The organism is Paenibacillus sp. JT22N1 (assembly GCF_059692155.1).
Window position 1 is genome coordinate 52,723 of record NZ_JCAUAW010000018.1, and the last position, 20,191, is coordinate 72,913.

The 20,191-nt window shown below is 48.0% G+C and carries 15 protein-coding genes and 1 pseudogene; 13 read left to right on the forward strand and 3 right to left on the reverse strand.

Annotated features, from left to right (window positions below; all coding sequences use genetic code 11):
* The first annotated feature begins 25 nt into the window (after nt 1–25).
* From AC58UU_RS29365 to AC58UU_RS29390, 6 genes and pseudogenes are all read left to right on the forward strand, one after another.
* Nucleotides 26–3,100: a baseplate J/gp47 family protein gene (locus AC58UU_RS29365; RefSeq protein WP_497320843.1), complete on the forward strand. Its 3,075-nt coding sequence runs from the start codon at nt 26–28 to the stop codon at nt 3,098–3,100.
* Nucleotides 3,101–3,123: 23 nt separating this feature from the next.
* A pseudogene (locus AC58UU_RS29370) lies at nt 3,124–3,509 on the forward strand (IS607 family transposase); the annotation flags it as partial.
* Nucleotides 3,487–4,611, forward strand: a complete 1,125-nt coding sequence (locus tag AC58UU_RS29375) for an RNA-guided endonuclease InsQ/TnpB family protein (RefSeq protein WP_497320844.1) — start codon at nt 3,487–3,489, stop codon at nt 4,609–4,611. The pseudogene AC58UU_RS29370 and the gene AC58UU_RS29375, both read left to right, overlap by 23 nt.
* A 204-nt stretch (nt 4,612–4,815) precedes the next feature.
* On the forward strand, nt 4,816–7,032 hold the full coding sequence (locus tag AC58UU_RS29380) for a putative baseplate assembly protein (protein WP_497320845.1): 2,217 nt from the start codon (nt 4,816–4,818) through the stop codon (nt 7,030–7,032).
* 29 nt (nt 7,033–7,061) lie between these two features.
* Nucleotides 7,062–9,179 (forward strand): phage tail protein, encoded by a 2,118-nt coding sequence (locus tag AC58UU_RS29385; protein WP_497320846.1) that lies wholly within the window; start codon nt 7,062–7,064, stop codon nt 9,177–9,179.
* A 33-nt stretch (nt 9,180–9,212) separates the two neighbouring features.
* Nucleotides 9,213–10,904 (forward strand): hypothetical protein, encoded by a 1,692-nt coding sequence (locus tag AC58UU_RS29390; protein WP_497320847.1) that lies wholly within the window; start codon nt 9,213–9,215, stop codon nt 10,902–10,904.
* Nucleotides 10,905–11,439: 535 nt separating this feature from the next.
* On the opposite strand, the gene AC58UU_RS29395 is transcribed toward AC58UU_RS29390, so the two are convergent.
* On the reverse strand, nt 11,440–11,892 hold the full coding sequence (locus AC58UU_RS29395; protein ID WP_497320848.1) for an Lrp/AsnC family transcriptional regulator: 453 nt from the start codon (nt 11,890–11,892) through the stop codon (nt 11,440–11,442).
* Between the two features lie 171 nt (nt 11,893–12,063).
* Between AC58UU_RS29395 and AC58UU_RS29400 the strand changes: the two genes are divergently transcribed.
* Together AC58UU_RS29400 and AC58UU_RS29405 are read left to right on the forward strand one after the other, a co-directional pair.
* Nucleotides 12,064–12,249 (forward strand): hypothetical protein, encoded by a 186-nt coding sequence (locus AC58UU_RS29400; RefSeq protein WP_497320849.1) that lies wholly within the window; start codon nt 12,064–12,066, stop codon nt 12,247–12,249.
* The gene (locus AC58UU_RS29405; RefSeq protein ID WP_497320850.1) at nt 12,246–13,778 is read left to right on the forward strand and encodes an MFS transporter; all 1,533 of its coding nucleotides are present in this window, start codon (nt 12,246–12,248) and stop codon (nt 13,776–13,778) included. The genes AC58UU_RS29400 and AC58UU_RS29405 overlap by 4 nt, the downstream gene beginning before the upstream one ends.
* Nucleotides 13,779–14,054: 276 nt before the next feature.
* On the opposite strand, the gene AC58UU_RS29410 is transcribed toward AC58UU_RS29405, so the two are convergent.
* A complete protein-coding gene (locus AC58UU_RS29410) occupies nt 14,055–14,933 on the reverse strand; it encodes a LysR family transcriptional regulator (protein WP_497320851.1) in 879 nt (292 codons plus the stop codon).
* A gap of 110 nt (nt 14,934–15,043) precedes the next feature.
* Here AC58UU_RS29410 and AC58UU_RS29415 point away from each other — a divergent pair, with 110 nt between their 5' ends.
* Complete coding sequence (locus AC58UU_RS29415) at nt 15,044–15,454, forward strand: tautomerase family protein (protein WP_497320852.1); 411 nt, start codon at nt 15,044–15,046, stop codon at nt 15,452–15,454.
* Between the two features lie 2 nt (nt 15,455–15,456).
* Nucleotides 15,457–15,813 carry a carboxymuconolactone decarboxylase family protein gene (locus tag AC58UU_RS29420; RefSeq protein ID WP_497320853.1) on the forward strand — a complete coding sequence of 119 codons (357 nt, stop codon included), beginning with the start codon at nt 15,457–15,459 and terminating at the stop codon, nt 15,811–15,813.
* Between the two features lie 364 nt (nt 15,814–16,177).
* Here the strand turns inward: AC58UU_RS29420 and AC58UU_RS29425 are convergent, their stop codons facing one another.
* Complete coding sequence (locus AC58UU_RS29425) at nt 16,178–16,837, reverse strand: TetR/AcrR family transcriptional regulator (RefSeq protein ID WP_497320955.1); 660 nt, start codon at nt 16,835–16,837, stop codon at nt 16,178–16,180.
* Between the two features lie 279 nt (nt 16,838–17,116).
* Here AC58UU_RS29425 and AC58UU_RS29430 point away from each other — a divergent pair, with 279 nt between their 5' ends.
* From AC58UU_RS29430 to AC58UU_RS29440, 3 genes are read left to right on the forward strand one after another with little or no spacing between them, the layout of a single operon-like run.
* Nucleotides 17,117–17,968, forward strand: a complete 852-nt coding sequence (locus AC58UU_RS29430) for an SDR family NAD(P)-dependent oxidoreductase (RefSeq protein WP_497320854.1) — start codon at nt 17,117–17,119, stop codon at nt 17,966–17,968.
* Nucleotides 17,965–18,975, forward strand: coding sequence for a zinc-dependent alcohol dehydrogenase family protein (locus AC58UU_RS29435; protein ID WP_497320855.1), 1,011 nt, complete (start codon nt 17,965–17,967; stop codon nt 18,973–18,975). The genes AC58UU_RS29430 and AC58UU_RS29435 overlap by 4 nt, the downstream gene beginning before the upstream one ends.
* 31 nt (nt 18,976–19,006) lie before the next feature.
* Complete coding sequence (locus tag AC58UU_RS29440) at nt 19,007–20,170, forward strand: SMP-30/gluconolactonase/LRE family protein (protein WP_497320856.1); 1,164 nt, start codon at nt 19,007–19,009, stop codon at nt 20,168–20,170.
* Nucleotides 20,171–20,191: the final 21 nt, after the last annotated feature.

Here is a 20,191-nt window from a genome sequence, read left to right on the forward strand (position 1 = left end):
ACACGTACAGAGAGGAGGTGGAGCTGTGCAACCTCCCAAAATTGATTCCAGAGATTTACCCGATCTAATCGCGCAAATGAAGGAAATGGCGCCATACTATACACCCGAGTGGCGGTTTACACCAGAAAATCCGGACCCGGGTTCCGCGCTGTTCTTGATGTTTGCTGATATGTTTCATGACAATATCAAACGGTTGAACCGAGTGCCTACGAAAAATTTGATATCGTTTCTCAACATGTTCGATGTGACGCTGCTTCCGGCACGTCCTGCCCGAAGTTACTTAACGTTTGCGCTGAACGAGGGTACGAAGGAGTCCGTATTCATCTCGGCAGGCACACAAGTTGCCGCTGCAGCAGAAGAAGGCAGCATTCTGTATGAGACAGCACGGAGTAGCTTATTGACGCCCGCGTTGCTTACAGATGTGTATATGACGAGCCGCAAACAGGATATGATCATTCGCATTTCTGATGAGTTCGTTACGGCATCCCGGCAAGGATATGCTGCGCCAACGGCGCTTTTCCGTTTGCAAGATGGTGACAATTTGCAGGAGCATGCCATTTATTTGGAGCACAGCTCTCTTTTCACCGTGTATAATACGGCACGTATCGAAATCGAGTTCCGTAACTCGAAGCGACGTTTTGATGAACTTTCGATGTCCAGCCAACTGGCAGATCCCGAGCTAACCGAGTGGCTGTATGCCACAGCGGAAGGTTGGAAGGCTTTTGACCACGTAGAGGCTAGAGGTAATAGGGTTATTTTATTGAAAGCGGTGGCGGGTGAGATTGCTCTGCGAGAAGTGAACGGGGCATCCGGACGCTGGATACAATGCCGTTTAAAGCCGCTCATAAGCGGTGGTAAAACGCTGGCTGACAGCAGGCTGTCCATGGACCATATTTCATTTAAAACGGATTATGTCGATACACTGGAAACAGGTGGCGTTCGGCCTGATCAGATGTTTTACAATGATATTGGTGCGGACCCATCGGGGTTTTATCCGTTTGGTGATCAGTTTGCGCTTTATGGTTCTTTTTACATCGGGAGTCAGGAAGTATTTACGAAAAAAGACGGCGATATTAAGCTGAGCTTTGGACTGCAAGCGGTTCAGAATCGGTTTCAGCCGGAGCTGACGGAACAAGTCGATTGGAAAATGGTGATGAAAAAATCCAAGTTCGATAAGCCGCCAGTTACTCACGTCACCGTTATGGAGGTTGCTTGGGAGTATTGGAATGGGGCAACTTGGTTGCGGTTGGATGTGGGGAAGGAAGCAGAGAAGCTGTTTTATTATCCACAGGAGCAGAAGGTGCGCAAAGAAATTCACTTCCGTTGTCCAGCTGATCTTGAAGCGACTTATGTGAACGGCAATGAAAACTGCTGGATCCGAGCGAGGATTTTACATATTGAGAATGCGTATGTGGCGCAAGCGATCTATCTTTCACCTTGGGTGGATGATGTGTCCCTAACCTATAAGTATGATGATCGATTATACCCAGCCGAACGGTGTTTAGCGCTGAATAATACGGTGTTTGAGGATCGGACTCGGCATAGCCGTCAGTTGGAGGGCGGGTTTGAGCCATTTCAACCTTTGGAGGGGCGTCATCCTGCCTTGCATCTTTCTTTTGATACACCGCCAGTAAAAGGTCCGATATTGATGTTCGTTTCTGTGAAGCAGCAGCGTTTCTCAGAGCAGGACATGCCATTACTCGAATGGGAGTATTTGCGAGCTGGTTTGATGCCGGGAAGCCATCCCGAATGGGCAGCACTCAAAGTTATTGATGATACGAACGGTTTGACCCAGAGCGGTACCGTGCAATTCGTAGGTCCGTCTGATTTTGCAGGAGCGTCGTTGTTTGGTAAAGATGGCTACTGGATTCGTGCTGTTAATCGTGATGATAAATATGATGATAGTTCTGGTCGGATACAAATTCCTACCATTCATGGTTTGTACATGAATACGGTTCAAGTGCTTCAGCAGGAAACGATTATCGGGGAAATTCCCGACTCCAAAGGACTGGAAGAAACGGAATACCAGCTCAGCAGAAGCGGGATTGTCTCCGAAGAGGTATGGGTAGATGAGACGGAGTTTGTGACAGAAGAGGAAATCGCTGAGTACGAACGTACGGGAACGCCACTTATGGATATAAGTCGGGATTCCGAAGGGAACTTACTTCAACTTTGGGTTCGTTGGACAGCGGTTCGCCAGATGGCGGATTCCGGCAATCGGGATCGTCATTATATGATCGATCGTACGTTTGGACGTATTCGTGTAGGTGACGGTATCCATGGCATGCGGCCGCCAAAGGGTGGGCTGGAGCAGCTGAAGGTAACCTACCAAGTTACATCCGGACAAATCGGAAACGTAGGGGCTCGGCAAATTAACCAGATGCAGGACTCTATTGCGTTTGTCGGTGAAGTTTATAACCCAGAACCAGCGTCAGGCGGGTGCCAAGCCGAACAGCTGGAGTCGGCCTTGCAGCGCGGACCAGAATTGCTGAAGCATCGCGATCGGGCTGTATCTTCCAAAGACTACGAGTGGCTGGCCCGTGAGGCTTATCCGAACATTGCAAAAGTCACGTGCATTCCGAATAGAAACGCCTATATGCATAAAGAAATCGGCGCTATGACTTTAGTGGTACTGCCAAAAGAAGGGCAGAAGGGAAGCTCCGCGTTTCCAGAGCTGAAGAAGCAGGTAGAGAGGTATATTCTACAGCGGGCTTCCAGTCTTGTTGCTTTTCCGGAACGGCTTCAAGTGATTGAGCCGGTCTATATGGAAATTTCCGTTTCGGCGATCGTTGCTGTTGAGGGAATGGACGCTGTAGTAGCTACCGAAATTCAGGCGTTGGAGAAGTTGAACAGATTCCTAGATCCGTTAACCGGCAATTTCGACGGCAAAGGCTGGGGAATTGGTCAACAAATCCACCCTTCTGTTTTCTACGCGTTGTTGAAATCAATTCGAGTGATCAGTCATGTAGAGAAGCTCTACATGACTGTATACAAGATTGAGGATGGCGAGCGTACGGAACTCGACGTGAACCGCCTCCCGGCGCTCCCGCACGGGATCATTGTGAGCGGCAAGCACAAGGTGGTTGTGAATGCGTTGTAGTATTAATTGTTTTAACATAATCAAAACAGAAAAATGATTTGGAGCGTCAAGCAGAGAACGTGGGAATGTATATGATCGCTAAAGGATACTCATTTGAGGTCATCATAGACATTGGCAGCGGAATTAGGATTAAGCGGCCTTATCGAACGTATGGCACGTCAGGAAGTATCCAAAGTTGCTGTATAAAGAAAGACTTCTTCGCTTTGGTTTTGAAGTAGTGGAAAACTTCACCGCTATGTTTGGTTGCGAGATTAAAATCATTGACAATACTGAGAAAACAGAAGAACAAGAACTTGTAGAAGATTTAATTCAGATCGATACCGTTTTCAGTTTTCGTCTGCAAGGAGCTAATAAAGCCAAGCGGATGATTAAGGAGTTGTTAGCAGATGATTCTAGCGAAGAAAGTTAGGCTAAAGCCAACACCCGAACAAGAGAAACAACTCTGGAAATCCGTAGGAACTGCACGTTGGGCGTACAATTGGGCGTTAAATCGGCAACAAGCAAACTACGAGAACGGCGGTAAGTTCATCCCTGATGAAGACTTGCGCAAAGAGTTAACCCTTTTGAAACAAACAGAAGAATACGCTTGGTTATATGAAGTATCGAACAATGTGACCAAACAAGCGATTAAAGATGCTTGCGAAGCGTTCAAAAAGTTCTTCAAAAAGAAAGCAAAGTATCCGCAGTTCAAGAGTAGAAAACGCTCAAAACCTGCCTTCTACAACGATACCGATAAACTCAAAGTACAAGAAAACAAGGTGCTTATCGAGAAAGTGGGCTGGATAGAAACAGCTGAAAAACTTCCGATGCATACAAAGTACACCCAGCCGCGAGTTAGTTTTGACGGAAAGTATTGGTATATAGCAGTGGGTGTTGAACAAAAAACAGCTGCGGTAGAATTGGCGGACGTTACTCTTGGAATAGACCTGGGAGTGAAAGACTTAGCGGTTCGTTCAGACGGTATCAAGCATAAGAACATCAATAAAACCAAGGCAGTACGCAAGACGAAGAAACGGCTTCGCAGGTTGCAGAGAAGCGTTTCCCGTAAATACGAAATGAACAAGGAGGGAAGCCGTTACGCCAAGACGAGCAACATTGTAAAACAAGAAAAACAGATACGTTTGCTTCATAGGAAGTTAGCGAACACCCGTAACAACCACATTCATCAAGTGACAAATTCGATTGTGAAAACCAAGCCATCGAAAATTGTGATTGAAGACTTGAATGTGAGCGGGATGATGAAGAACAAGTACCTGTCTAAAGCGGTTGCAGAGCAAAAGCTACACGATTTCAAGGCTAAGCTATCTTACAAGTGCGAGAAAAATGGGATTGTACTTGTGGAAGCTGACAGATGGTTTCCTTCTTCTAAAATGTGTTCCTCTTGTGGGGGCGTGAAGAAGGAGTTAAAACTATCTGATCGAGTGTATGTCTGTTCTTGTGGCTTGAGTATGGATAGAGACCTGAATGCTTCGATCAACCTTTCACGTTATGGAAAGCAATTAGCGATATAACACGTTAACGTTACCGCTAATATGTAGGACGCGTTGCATCCGAATTTACGCCTGTGGAGTGTTGTCACACCAAACGAGAGTAGCCCTTGGGCAAAATCGGACACAACGAAGCAGGAAGCAAACAATACTTATAAGCTAGTATCTGTTTTTCATAGTTTTATAAGTTTTTGGCAACGGTGAGCACAAGTGCTGCCAATACCTAACTTGGATGATCGTATGTTTGAACAGATGGTGCAGGAGGCTCGGAAGTCGATACCGAAGCTTTTTCCGGAGTGGACGGATGAGAATGAACATGACCCGGGGATTACGCTGCTGGAATTGATGTCATGGATGACGGAGATGCAGCAGTATTACTTAAACCGGGTGACGGAGCGAAGTGAACGGAAATTTCTGAAACTGCTGGGGATTAGCCCTCGTGAAGCCGTATCTGCGGTTTGTGATGTGGCGTTTGCTGGATTACAGCAGCAGCTTGTGCTCCCCAAGGGGACACCGTTGCAAGCGATGGACCAGCGGTTTGAGACACTAGACACGGTGCATCTTGTTCCATCCGAGCTTGAGAAAGTGTTAGTCCGTACGGAGACGGCGGCTGGTGATTTTACATCGAATAATCATGCAAAGATTGCTTATTATGCTTTTGGACCTGAAGCGCGTAAGGGCGCGCACTTGTATCTCGGTTTCGATAGAGCGCTGCCTGAGCAAACGGAAATCTCGATCTTCTTTAAGTTATTTGACCGCTATCCGGTAACCGTGGGTCACCGTGAAGATGGGACAACGCCGATGATTTCTTCTGCAAAGGTGGCTTGGTCGTTCGCTGGGGCCGGGCAGCAGGGGCAAAGCGAAAGCTGGCTGCCTATCGAGCAGATAAGCGACTCAACGGTTCATCTGTCGCAAAGCGGCGAGCTCCGTTTTCGGATTACGTCGGAGATGAAGCTGATTGCTCTTTACCCTGCGGATGATCGCAGCCGATTCTGGATTTGCTGTACACTCGAGGAGGACGGCTATGAGCTGTCTCCGAAGATTGAGAAGGTTAGTCTCAATGCGGTGAAAGCGGCTGAGCAGGAAACCTTCAGCGAAGTTACTGCTTTTGACAGCTCGGGAGAGCCTGATCAGAGCTTCGAGGTAAGCTCGTATCTCGCTTACAACGGTCTGCACACTGTGCAGGTGCAGGACGAGCAAGGGCATTGGCGCGACTGGCACATCGTCGCGGAGCTCGAGGACTGCGAGCCGGACGATCTCTGCTGCCAGCTGCAGCAAGACTCGGCTCTGCGTACCACCCGTCTGCGCTTCGGCGACGGGGTGAACGGAAGTATCCCGCCGCAGGGTCCGCAGCGGGTACGGCTCATTGCTTACACGGCCGAGTTTGACTATGGCCGTTTTGTCGGGGGCAGCAGAGGTCTGCCCGGGCAGACCTTTGAAATCAGCCGTGGCCGGATGTATAAGCCCAGCAGCATGCTGCTGCAGGTTGGTTACCGGCCACGCGGAGAGCGTGACGTCGTTTGGGACGACTGGCAGTCCGTGGACGACTTCGACAATTCGAAGTCCACGGACAGGCATTACGTCTACGACGCTGCAGCAGGAACGATCCGCTTCGGCAATAACGAAGCGGGTCTCACTCCGCCCAAGTCCGTGGAACCGAACATTCGGTTCCTGGCGCTGCAAGCGGGCGGTGGTGTGCGAGGCAACGTGAAGGATGGCCTCGTGACCGGCTTCACGAATACCAAAGGCGTGCGTGTGACGAATCCGTTCCCGGCGCGAGGCGGCCTCGAAGCGGAGACGCTCACGCAGGCGAAGCTTCGCGTGCGGCGTGAGCTCGACAAGCCGACGCGGGCCGTGACTGGCGAGGACTACGAGGCAATCGCGAAGGCGACGCCGGGTCTGCGTGTCGCGCGTGTAAAGGCAATCCCGTTATACAAGCAAGGCATGCGGGATTATCCGAAGGTCAAAGCGACCGCTCAGATGACCGTAGTGGTCGTCCCATACAGCGAGAGCGATAAGCCGAAAGCAGGTAAGGGTTTCTTGCAAACGATTAAGCAGCATCTAGATCGGCATCGTCTTTTGACCACAGAACTACATGTGATTCCCGCCGAATATATTAAAATAACCGTTCACGCTGTCGTGGTGATGGAGCCCAAGCACAAAGATGAACAGCGCCGAATCATGCAAGAGCTCAGACTATTGCTGCAGCCGATGGATCATGGGCAAGGCTCAGAAGGCTGGCGTTTTGGCCGGACCGTGTATAAGGGTGATATTTATGGCGTTATTTCCCGGATTAAAGGGGTTGTCTATGTGCAGGACATTTGGATAGACGCCGAGGGCACAGGCTTCCACAAAGATGGCGCTGGCGACATTCATATTCCGCCTTATGCCTTGGTCTATTCCGGTGATCATGAAGTGGAAACCATTAGCCAGACGGATTTATAATCCTTATTTAGGAAAAGAGGTGTCGAACGATGCAGGATGGACAAACGTTTTTCTCACTTAACAAACCGCTTGACTGGGAACAGGGATATGAAGCCAATATTCATATGCAGAGCGAAGGATTTTCGATTCAGCAGACGGAAAAATACAGCATTCATCGCATCGTTCGCACAGACGAGCTGGAAGGCATTCATCCTATTCAAGAGATGACGGTTGGGCCAGGTCGGAAACTATTTTTGCTAGACGAGGCTTCGAATGTATGGATTTTTGATGATGAAAGTCGTCATCGGGAGTCGTTATTTCGTCAGGGTCATCAGTTGTTTAGCCATCAAGCGATGCTTGCTTCTATGTCAGATCTTTTGGTGATAGCAGATGCCCACTTTGAAAGCGAGAGAAGACTTGCGGTTTATTCGATTTCCAATGGACAGACGATGTGGGCTATCCATGATTGGGATGGACTTGAATTATTTCCCCTCTCGGTTAATACGAGATTAACAACGGCGAATTCGCTTTACGTGGCGGTCCCTTTGGACATTGCGATTGGTATGAATGGAAGTCCCGAAGTCCCTAAGGGCGGCCGAATCGGGATTATACAGTGGAACGCGGCAGGTGAAGTGGTACATGTGTATGAGCATGAAGTACACCGTCTGGAAGAAGCGGCTGAAATTGCTGCACTTCGAGGGCGTTATTACACCGCTGCTGCGAGTGGTAAATTAGTTCTATTGGATGCACAGATCAGAACGGTAACGGTGTTCCATGAGGATGGTCGGGAGCCGTTTCATTTTAAGCTGGAGCAGGAAGGGCGCTTTGCCGGTATTTCCATTGATACGAATCATAATATCTATATAGGGGACAGCGGATACGCACAGCAAGAAGGAGTAACGGAGCGGTTTATTCTAAAGTTTCGCGAGAATGGTGAGCAGTTTGATAAAGTAACGAGCTTCCGAGGGCGAACGGATAAATTGCTGCATGATGGGCGCAATCGGTTGTATGTTTTTGATCGGATTAGCGGTCAGATTAGCCTGCTTGATCTTCGTGCCCGTACGATGCTGCTTGAGGGGACTCAGCTTCCGGAGGCCATCTATTTCTCGGCTGAGCTGGATACGACGGAAACGGAGACACAGTGGCATAAGATTCGTCTAGAAGCCGATATTCCGGAGGAAACGCAGGTTCGTTTTTCCTATTTTACATCGGATGAAAGTGAAGGATTCATTGATGGCGAATACGTAAATTATACGGGCTATTTGACGGATCCAGACATTTCGATTCGAGCTAAGCTGGCTGCGACGCAAGACTTATGGTCGGAGCCCATCCTGAATCCGAAGGATGCTCTTCTGTTGAATGCCAGAGGCCGTTATCTATGGTTCAAAATTGAGCTGATTGGCAGCGAGCAAAAATCACCTTACATCCGAAAGCTTCGGGTTTACTTCCCGAGAACGTCACTGATTGCCTATTTGCCGCCGATTTATCAGCAGGACGAGGAGCATAGCCCTTTTCTGGAGCGGTTTCTGGCGATGTTCAGCACGTTCTTTGACGATATGGAGGATAAAATAGACCGTATTTCCTCTCACTTCGATCCGGATGCTGTGTCCGGCACTTATCTGGAATGGCTAGGCCGCTGGCTGGCTATCACGGATCATGAGGCATGGGGCGAGACGAAGCTAAGAGAGCTGATTAAGCAGGCCCCTGAGCTTTATAAATTGCGGGGAACTCGCGAGGGCATGATGAACATGCTTAAGATTTACACAGGGTCTGAACCGTTTTTGCTGGAATATTTTCAGTTTAAACAAATGCAGGAGACTTCGGAGCTGCGGCAGCTTTTTGCCCAGTTATATGGGGATAATCCTTATTGCTTCTGCATCATGTTAAAGCCTGAATTCGTACAGACAGACGCACAACGGCTAACGATCGAGCAAATCATCGAAGACCAAAAACCTGCCTATACCGAAGGTAAGTTAATCGTTCTACAACCGTGGATGTACGCGGACATGCATACATATCTGGGCATTAATACTTACTTATCTGAGCCTACCTTGTTAACACTCGATCAGCGTTCGTCGATGCCTTACAATACGGTGCTGATTGACGTAGATCGCGATAAACGAATGGACATACATACTCGCTTGGAATTGGATTCCGAAATCGAATAAACGAAATGAGTCTTGGAAGGTGAGGGGATACTTATGAAAAAAACACGCTATTACCCGTTTGAGCGCAATCGGTATTTCTATGGAAAGCTGCTGACAGTAAGGGATTTCGAGTCTGAGCAAAAGTATTTCAACGATAAGCGCAGAATGATGAACCGTTTGCTGCATGGTTCGGGCGTACTTACTGGTCTGCAGGTTGTCGCGGTCGATGAAAAGTCAGTTTCTGTAGAGATGGGAGCTGCGATCGACGCGCTTGGCCGGGAAATTGTCGTGCCTTCTCCGATGACATTGAAGCTATCGATGATGGACGGTTTCAGCAATAATCAGTATGCCAAGAACGTATACCTATGTATTGCCTATGACGAAAAGGAAAAAGAACCCGTTCACGCGGTCGCTAATTCTTCTATTCGTTCCGACGAAATTAATGACTATAATCGTGTGCTGGAAAGCTACCGCTTGTTTATCCGGGAAGATGCGCCAGATCCAGCCTCACTGCCTTTGGCAAATCTGTCCGATCAGACAGTCGTTCTTTATCAAGATTCTCAAGTGCGCGTGCTTCAAACAACACCTCGTTATGTGAATCCAGGTCAGCTGTTCGAAATGAAGCTGCGCTTCGAGAAAACTCTTAATGCGGGCAGACTGTCCTTTCAATATGAGCTGGCTGCTGAACGCGTAGAGGCGATTGAAGGAACCACGATTGTGTTCCAAGAGCTGCAGGATGGGCAAGAGAGCGAGTATGAAATGAAGGTGCTTTTGCGAGCGGATAGTACGACTTCCGTGAAGGGGACGATTGGTGTACAGGTGAGTACGGCCGTTCTGAAGCTGGATGACAGGCAGTTGGAGCTGCAAACTCAAGCTGTTGGCGAAGTGCAGATTATTGGCGAGGCCGTGCGGGAACGGTTGATGTCGGATTTCGTGAAACAATCGTTGGAGGCTTCTTTAGAAGCTCCGTCCGAGCCTTGTATTTATTTGGCTAAAATATACCTTGTTCAAGTGGGACCAACCTATGTCATTGAAAGTGTCGAGCAAGTGCCATTTGGCGAATACGTGTACAATTCCTCGGTTATGTACAGGCTAGCTCAAGCGAACGAGTACCGCGAGGAAACATCCGGTCAGTTCGTAACGAAGTCCAAAGTGAAAACCTTGGCGCCAGGACAGCCTCCGGAATTCAAGGTTAACTTCAATAAAGCGATTAGCGAGCTTTCATTCGATTTAAGCATTCCAGCCGGCGGCGGCAGCGGCATTGCGGGTATGCTAAGCGGTGTCGTGGACATTCCGATCGAGCCTTTCACGAAGATTGCTGTGTCCCCATTCGGGAGAGCAACCAAAAGCTTCTTCTCCGGCGAAATCGCACACGGACTTGGTGAGGGCAACGTGCTGATCATCACTAGCTTGGAAGAGAGCAGCGGTGAAGCTTTCTCCGAAATGCTATCTAGCGGGGACCGCGTCTACGGCGGTGCCTCCGATGTGTTCAAAGGCAGTGAGTTTGAACCCGATGCGCCAGAAGTGAAGATCGGTACGATTGCTTATCCACAAAAAGGCACGTTCCGCATTGGTGTAAAGGTACAGCAAACTTCAGAGCCGGGGAATGTACGTGTGCGTTGGTGGGCGTATAGCGCGGAAATGGCCAGCAGTGCACGAAGCGGTGCAAGCGGCGGCGTTGATTCACTAGACGAAGCGCTTTCGGCTATGAGAGAAGCTGCCTCGGCGGGCAGCGGGGCTGAGTAGTTGTTTACTGAGTAAACTATTCTCAAGACAGATAAAAGTAAAACGTGGGGAATTAACTCAACTGGGAGAGCGCTTTGCTGGCAGCGATGAGGTCAGGGGTTCAGTGAAGCGTGGACGGAGCCGAAGGTGGAGGAGCACGGCGTTTGAATCTACCGCTGAAAGCTCCATCCGGATACGTTTCGTCAGCCTTAAAATCAAGATTCATGCATACCCCTAAATTCCACGATAATAAAACATCGCAACCGTAAAGGTTGCTTTTTTATTTGGTAGAAGTCCGAAAGCTCTGATGTATTGTCTATTCTCCAGCGCAGAGTGCCGTTGTGCGGTGACACTATACTCTCTTTTTTAAACGTACTCTCTTTTCAATGATTACTTGTCGGATGACAAGAATATAGTCCTATTCCAACCTGCTAAAATCGCGGGTTTTTCTTTTTATCGGAGCACATTCTTTTTTCTAATCGATTTGCGTCAGAAGATAGTTATCCAATCTGATATAACCCATATGCTTTCGCATCCGCATCCCTTCTCCTTGGCATTAGTCAACTCTACATGCTTCTTCGAGAGAATGAATGAGAAGTCTATGATCGATCGGTGAAGACATGACAATCAGGATCGTATAGGTTCCATACTTATCGCACTGATTGCCAAACTCTTCGAGAGCGCGTGTGGATCCGGTCACTACTTTTAATAAATAACTGTGTTCTCCGCTTATGCGGTGGCACTCGGCAACTTGGGGAGATGCATGGACAAAATCAAGAAATGCCAGGCAGTCTCTAGTCCGAAACAACATATAGGCTGCCGCATGCTTCCCAATTTTTTCAGGAGAGATGACGGTGCGATACTCCTCGATAATTCCGTTTTCTTCCATTCTTCTAACTCGTTCCGTTACAGCAGGTTGGGACAAACCCACGTTTTTACCCAGCTCTGTCATTGAAATCCTTGCCTGATCTTGAAGATAGAAGAGGATTTGTTTGTCTACATGATCCACTTTGAATGCCCTCCTTTAAATTTAAGGTGTTTCAGATGAAACTCATTTAATTCATTTGTATAATCATCATAATTGAATGATTGTGATATGTAAAATGAATGATTTTAATTATATAATAATTCACACCAATAAGATGATCCATATATGAAAAGTCAGAGAGGATGGCTACCATTGAGCAAATACGATCTAAATAAGGTAGGTACAGAAGATTTTCAGGCACGAATTGATGAGGTCATTGATTGTACAATTGACGAAAATAGGCTGGTTGGTGCTGTTGTCCAGCGCAATGGCACGGCTCGCTGGCCGCTATGGCGCGGCCCAATTACCAAATCTAAGTCTGGAGGGAACTCTCAATGAGCCTCTCCCACTCCAGCAAAAATATAATCGCATTGGCCGCTATATGTTTGTCCGCGCTAATGTTCGGCCTCGAAATTTCCAGTGTGCCAGTGATACTGCCAACCCTGGAAAAGGTATTGCATGGCAATCTCAAGGATATGCAATGGATTATGAACGCCTACACCATTGCTAGTACGACAGTTCTGATGGCTGTTGGAACGCTGGCTGACCGGTATGGAAGGAGGCGTATTTTTATTATCAGCCTCGTCTTGTTCGGCATTACATCCTTGATTTGTGGCTTGGCACAAAGCACGTCAGTTCTGATCGTCAGCCGGTTTCTTCAAGGCGTGGGTGCTGGCGCGATGCTGATTTGCCAGATAGCAATTCTTTCGCATCAGTTTCAGGAAGGAAAAGAACGCAGTAAAGCCTTTGGCGCATGGGGGATCGTGTTCGGTATCGGCCTCGGTTTTGGACCCATCATCGGCGGCATGATCGTGGCCGTTTCGAACTGGCATTGGGTTTTCCTAGTCCACGTCCCGCTGACCATCCTCACTTTGATCTTTGTCTTAGGCAGTGTGGAGGAGTCCAGCGATCCGCAGGCGAAAAAGCTGGACATTATCGGCATCGTCACGCTTTCGTTGACGGTTTTTGGGCTGACATACTTTATCACGCAAGGGCCGGAACTCGGCTTTACCAGCATAGCCGCCATCAGCACCCTTGTTGCAACGGCAACATGTTTCATTATTTTTCTGTTTGCGGAAAAGCTCAGCACCCATCCGATGTTCGACTTTTCCGTATTCAGGATACGTAATTTTTCCGGCGCTCTCTTTGGCTCCGTCGGCATGAATTTCAGTTTCTGGCCGTTCATGATCTATCTGCCGATCTATTTCCAGAGCGCCCTTGGTTACGGCATCGTGGCAGCTGGGCTGTCTCTCTTGGCTTATACGCTGCCCACCCTGGTGATTCCGCCTCTGGCAGAGCGCCTTTCGCTCCGCTATCAGCCGCGCATAGTCATCCCATCGGGTCTGTTCATCATCGGCATAGGCTTCATTTTGATGAAATTTGGCAGCGGCGGCGATCACGCCAGCTGGTTGACCATGCTCCCCGGTTCCCTGTTGGCTGGTATTGGGCTTGGCTTAACCAACACGCCTGTGACCAACACGACCACCGGCTCCGTTCCGAGTACCCGTGCAGGCATGGCTTCCGGCATAGACACGAGTGCCAGATTAATCAGTCTAGCCATCAACATCGCCGTAATGGGATTCATCTTGCAGGAAGGCATCCTGTCTTATTTGAAGGGTGCTCTTCCTGGGACTCTCGATGCAGTGCAATTGCGGTCATTGGCCGAAAAAATAGCCGTCGGAAACACTTCATCTCTCAAGCAGGGTTTGCCAGAACTATCCTCTCTGGATGCGTCCGGAGCCGTCGTCCATGCAGCGCTTGTGCACGGCTTTGGCTTGGTGATGCTCTATGGCGGTATTGGCGTCTGGGTTTTGGCCGCGATCAGTTTTATGATTTTTGGACCCAAGAAAGCATTGTTGCATAAGTAGAGCGTGAAGACCATCGTACTTCCCATTGCGACTGAGAGCCGCGGCGCACTCGAATGTAGAAGCATTTAATTCAAAAAAGCCTTGCTCTGAAAGGCTTACCTCCGCAATTCCCTTAACCTACAATACCTCTCTTTTCACTGTCAGCGATGAGGTCAGGGGTTCGAGCCCCTAAGGCTCCACAAAAAACACGCCAAGTGAGGGGTGTTTTTTTGTGTTTGGTGGAGTCCATGTAGGAGGCGAACCCCGGAGTTCTCCAAAAGCTTAAGATCAATACGCTTAGTTTCGCCGCAGTTCCTCTTTTACATATTGCATTAAAAGATTTTTGGATGATGAAGTATACTCCGTGTTGCGTGATTGCAGCAGGCCGACCGGGATAGATGAATCCTTGAGTTCGACGTGTATTTTCATGACATTCGGGGGTAACGCCGTGGAATCGAGAACGGCTCCAACGGAAGGAATTCGCTGAACGAACCCGGGAATAGCCGAGATTTGACTCACCGTATATAGAAAAGGAGTTTCGGTGTAATGGGAATATTGCTTAGATAACCGCAGGTAATACAAGCAGGTATTTCCGCCAACGATCATCGGATAGTTAAGCAGTTCTTCAAAGGGGATTATTCCGTTTCTTTCGGCCAAGGGATGGCTGTTCGTTACAATAAAGGAGATGTACTCGTTATATAGCGGTTCGAAGCGAAAAGAAGAAAGATCGGTAGGCTCTCCGCATATGGCAAAGTCCAATTGATTCTGGAGTACCGCGCGTGACAGGGAGTCGGTGTTCCCATTGACAAAGTGACACGATACTTTGGGTTTATGTTCCCGGAATCGTCGCAGAGAGTTGGGTAGCACATGCTCAATCAACGATTCTAGCCCTCCGACGCGCAGGGAGCCGATCTCCTCTCTTTGCAAAGCTTTCGCTTGCTCCGTTACATGGTTCCAGTGCCCAATGAGCTTGTCAATTTCCGCGGCAAAAATTTGTCCAGAAGCCGTTAACTCCGCATCCCATCCTCGTTTGAATAGCTGGATGCCCAATTCCCTCTCCAGCCGCTGGACTTGATTTGTAATCGTAGACTGCGCGTAATTCAATTTCGTGGCCGCTTTGGTGAAGGTTCCTTCTTGAATAATGGTTTGAAACGTAGTTAGTTCCTTTAAGTCCATGGCATATCTCTCCATCGAATAAAATGAATAAGTATATCATTTTATTCAATTATACAAATAAAGAAGTGGGAAGTACAATTAGAGTATCTTGCTGAAGGAGTGATATTTGAATGCCATTCATCAGAGTCAGCTACATGGAAAATCAATATGGGACAAAGCAGCTACCCATCATAAGCCATGCGATTATGAGCGCTCTAATCCAGCATTTCAATGTGCCGGAAGACGATTACTTTCAAGTGTTCCACTCGCACAAAGCAAGCGAGTTTTATTATAGTCGGAATTACTTAAACATAGAGCGAAGTGACGGGCTGCTCTATATTCAAATCACGTTCAAATCCGGAAGAAGCACCATGCAGAAAATAAGCTTTTACGGAAAGTTAGCCGAACTATTATCAAATACGCTTAACATGAGGAAAGAAGACGTATTCGTCGTGCTGATCGACACGGAATTCGAGGACTGGACTTTCGGTAACGGCGTTGCGCAAATGATCGAACGTCCAGACAATAAGAGGGAGGCATAAGAATGAAGCATCGAAAAATTGTATCAAACGCCCGTGAATCGTTTGGGCATATTGCCCCTACTTTCGTACGCTATTCGGAAGAAGTACTCTTCGAGGACGTTTGGAGAAGAGTACAATTATCGCTTCGGGAACGTAGTCTCCTTACGATATCAGTGCTAGTCACCGGAGGACTTACAGGGCAGCTTCCTTATCATCTTCGCTTAGCAAAAGAGAACGGTTTGACCGAAGAAGAACTGATCGAAGCGTTGACTCATCTTGCGTTTTACGCTGGATGGCCGCGCGCCGCATCTGCGATTCAAGTTGCGAAGGATGTATTCGAGGAGAACACAGAAAGACGGGATAAAGGGCAGTGTAACTAACCACTGCGGGAGCGCGCATCACTGGTAGCGATGCGTCAGGAGTTCAGCCCTCGTGGACTGCCGCTTGCGGTGGACAATAGAAAAAATAACAAATGGGCTATCATTTTGTTTATTAACTAACTTCTAATACATAATAGAACACTGTAAACGTCAAAAAGCCCCCCATCTTTTCAACAAGTTGGAGGGGCTTTTTGACGTTTGTAGAGAAGCATGGCATGTATATCTACCGTTAAAAGTCCCCGGAAAATATGAATTATCAGCCATTTGATCAAAATTCATTCATCCCTAGGGAATGACATAACGACACACAATCATGCCATATTTTGTATAGTGTGAGACTTGTCAACCGGATCAGGATCCCGCATTAGGTGCTATGATCTGGCAACAACGAGCTGACTATCATTGACAACGTTTGCTTATATACGGCATGAGCCGATTGTACATCTCCCAAGTGTCCACCCATGTAAAGATGAATAACGCCATGGAGTGAGGCCCAGACTATTCGTACAACGGATTCCGTGTCATACTGGCCGGGAATTAGTCCTTGCTCTTGCGCATTGCTGATCACGGTCATTAACTGCCGCATGGCTGTTACGGTGCCATGCACACTTTCCTCGTCCGGTTTGAAATCTGCGAAGGCTCCTCCGAACATCAGCTTATAATAGCTGGAGTAACGCTGCCCGAATTGCCAAAAGGTTTCGCCTAGATTCAGCAAATGCTGCGCCGGATCAGCTGCTTGCGGCGTCCCCTCGAATTCGTTAGCGAGGAGCTTACAACCTTCCAGATAGAGCTGCTGAGCCAAGCCTTCTTTATTGACAAATAAGCTATAAATGATTTTTGTCGAGCAATCCATTTTCTGCGCTACTTTACGCACCGTAACGGCTTCTGGGCCCTCTTCTTGCAAGAGCGTTGCCGCAGCATCAACAACAAGCTTGCGGAGATTTTCAATATTTTGTAAGCGAGCCTCTTGGTAGGTTTTCAACACTCGTGTGTTCGTATTAACGGAGTTATCCTGGTCGCTCATCATTCATCTTCCTTCAGTTATCGTGTTTTCGTCAGGAAACAAAGTTTCATAATTTCTTATCAAAAATTCTATACAGTTGATGGGTAGTTGTCAATGAGACATGGGATGTTCAAAGATCGTATTGACTTTCTTAAAAAGCTTGGTTACAATGAAATTAATTAGAAACACTGTTACCAAATATATGACGACTCTTAATCTCTTGGGAATCGAGGATTTTTTTAACCAATCGGTAACAGTGTTTCATTATTATAACATAGTATCGAAAAGGAGAGTAGCACTATGAAAATTCAAGGAAAATGGTCGCTCGTCACGGGAGCGTCTTCCGGTATTGGAGAGCAATTCGCGAGACAACTAGCCAAACAAGGCAGCCACTTGGTACTTGTGGCTCGATCAACGAGTAAGCTTGAGAGCCTGGCAGATGAGCTTAGAAAGAAGTATGGCATCAAAGCCGAGGTTATCTCTATGGATCTTGCGAAAGAGGGCGCACCCAGCGAGTTATATCGGCAATGTGAACTTTTGAAAGTGGATATCGAACTGCTAATCAATAATGCAGGCTTTGCTACACATGGTTTGTTCGAGCAAGTGTCAGGTGAGCGACAACATGAAGAAGTGATGCTCAATGTCGCTGCTGTTGTAGATATGACTCACTTGTTCTTGCCAAACATGTTGCGCAAAAACTCAGGAGCAGTTATTAATGTGGCTTCAACCGCCGGATTTCAACCGCTGCCCTTTATGGCAGTATATGGGGCGACGAAAGCTTTCGTCTTATCGTTTACTCAAGCGTTATGGTGGGAAAACCGCGACCGAGGTATCAAATTCTTCGCACTTTGTCCCGGTTCGACGGACACCAGCTTCTTTAATGTTGTAGGAACGGAAGAAGCCTCTGTCGGAAAGAAAGATACGCCGGAAAGAGTCGTAGAGGTTGCACTTCGTGCGTTGAAGGAAGGGAAAATATACGTCGTTCCGGGTGTGCAGAATTATATCGGGGCTCAGTTATCGCGATTCATAACACGCAAGCAAGGTCTTCGACTTGTTGGAGGCATGCTTCGTCCACGCGGAGGATCCGGCAATACTAATAATTATAAGAATACAGGTAATCAATCTGATCTTGCAGGGAGGACAATTCGATGAAAGCTATACAACTTACAAACGGCTTCGGCTTTGAGGAATTAAACTTAACGGAACTCGACATACCAACGCCAGGCCCCCATGAGGTACTAATCCGCATGAAGGCAGCTTCTCTCAATTACCGGGATCTAGTGATCCTCAGCGGATTAATGCCGATTGAAATCAAATTCCCCTTCATTCCATTATCAGACGGAGCGGGAGAAATTGTAGCCGTTGGCCAAGGAGTAACAAGGTTTCAGGTCGGACACCGAGTAGCGGGTAATTTGCAACAGCGATTTATTGCCGGCAACCCAAGACCGGGGGTATTAGAAGACAGTCTGGGAGGTCCGTTGAACGGAGTAGCGGCTGAGTACGTCGTTTTACATGAAGACGGAATCGTCCATATTCCCGATCACCTCTCTTATGAGGAGGCCGCCACCTTGCCGATCGCGGCATTAACCGCATGGAGCATGCTAATCGAATACGGTGGTTTGCAAGCGGGGGATACCGTGCTGCTGCAAGGAACAGGCGGGGTTTCTATCTTCGGGCTTCAATTCGCTCTTATGGCTGGAGCACGAGCGATCATCACATCGAGCAGCAACGACAAGCTGGAACGAGCAAAAGCTCTCGGTGCATGGCAAACGATCAATTATTCGGAAGTTCCCGATTGGGATAAAGCAGCGTTAGAGCTGACTGGGGGCGTCGATCACGTTCTGGATGTTGGAGGAGCGTCTACGATGGTAAAATCCATAAATGCGCTTCGCATTGGAGGAACCTTGAGTATGGTCGGGTTCTTATCGGGCTTGACCATTCCGGAATATGATGTCACGGGCATCTTGCAGAAAGCCGCAACGGTTCGCGGCAGTCAAGTCGGCAACCGGGATCACTTTGAAAGGATGAATCGAGCGATTACCCATCATCGTTTACAACCCGTCATCGACCGTGTATTCCCTCTGGATCGAATTGGAGAAGCATTCGCGCTCTTAGCTGAAGGAAAGCAATATTTCGGTAAAATCGTAGTCCAAATTTAAATCTCACATAAAAGACACAGGAGGCGCTTTAATGCCAAATACACAAGTTCGCTCCGTTAAATCTACTGAAGGTGTGAATCGTCCGAAAGGCTCACCGCGTAAAATAGTACGCAGATTTTTGTTATCACTACTTACGTTGCTCGTTCTCGGAGTGATCGTTTTCTTGCTTATTCCTTCACCGATCGAACCGGCAAAATGGTCCGCGCCGACGGCCCCCTCTTTTGAGGAATCGGGCCCTTGGAAACAGAACAACAAACTCAGCTCTGCTCAGCTTGTTACTGATGCCCCTAAATCCCCGGAATTCATTACCTTCGATAAGGAAGGCCAGCTATACACAGGAGATTCTGACGGGAAAATTTACAAGGTTGCTTTCGATGCAGAGGGCAATCCACAAAAGGCCCAAGTGTTTGAAGACACCAAAGGAACGCCTAATGGACTTATATTCGATGCCAATGGCAATTTGATCGTTACTGATGTCAAGAAGGGACTGCTATCTATAAACCCATCCGGGAGCATAGAGGTATTGGCCGATCAAGTGGACGGCAAGCCGATCTATTTAGCTAACGAGCTTGATATTGCCAAGGACGGCGCAATTTATTTCTCCGATACCTCGAACTATGGCAGCGTGACCTTCAAGGAAATTGCCGAGAACAAGCCGCATGGACGTTTGCTGAAGTATGATCCAAAGACCAAGCAGACGACTGTCCTGTTAGAAGGGCTCTATTTTGCAAACGGGGTTGCCTTGTCTGCGGATGAAGATTTTGTGCTTGTGGCGGAATCATATCATTATCAGTTGACCAGATACTGGCTCAAGGGTCCAAAGAAAGGGACATCTGATATTTTTGCGGACAATCTCGCAGGCTTTCCAGACAACATTACGCGTGATGAGCAAGGTCATTTCTGGGTCGGTATCTTCACGACTCGCCTTTCCTTTGTAGATCAGATGCATAGCAACCCTTGGTTGGCCAGTACCATGGCCAAAATACCGCAGTCGCTGCTAAGCGGTGCAAGCGCACCGGCGAAGCATGGGCTTGCTGTGGAGCTCAGCCCGCAGGGAGAGCTTATCGGAAGCTGGCACGATCCAGAAGGCACACTGTACGGCGTAACTACAGCAATAAAACATAACGGATATTTATATATAGGAACGGCACCTGGAGGTAGCCTGGGCCTTCATCGCGTGCTTTTAACAAAATAATGTTGGAATCCGGGAGGGTGC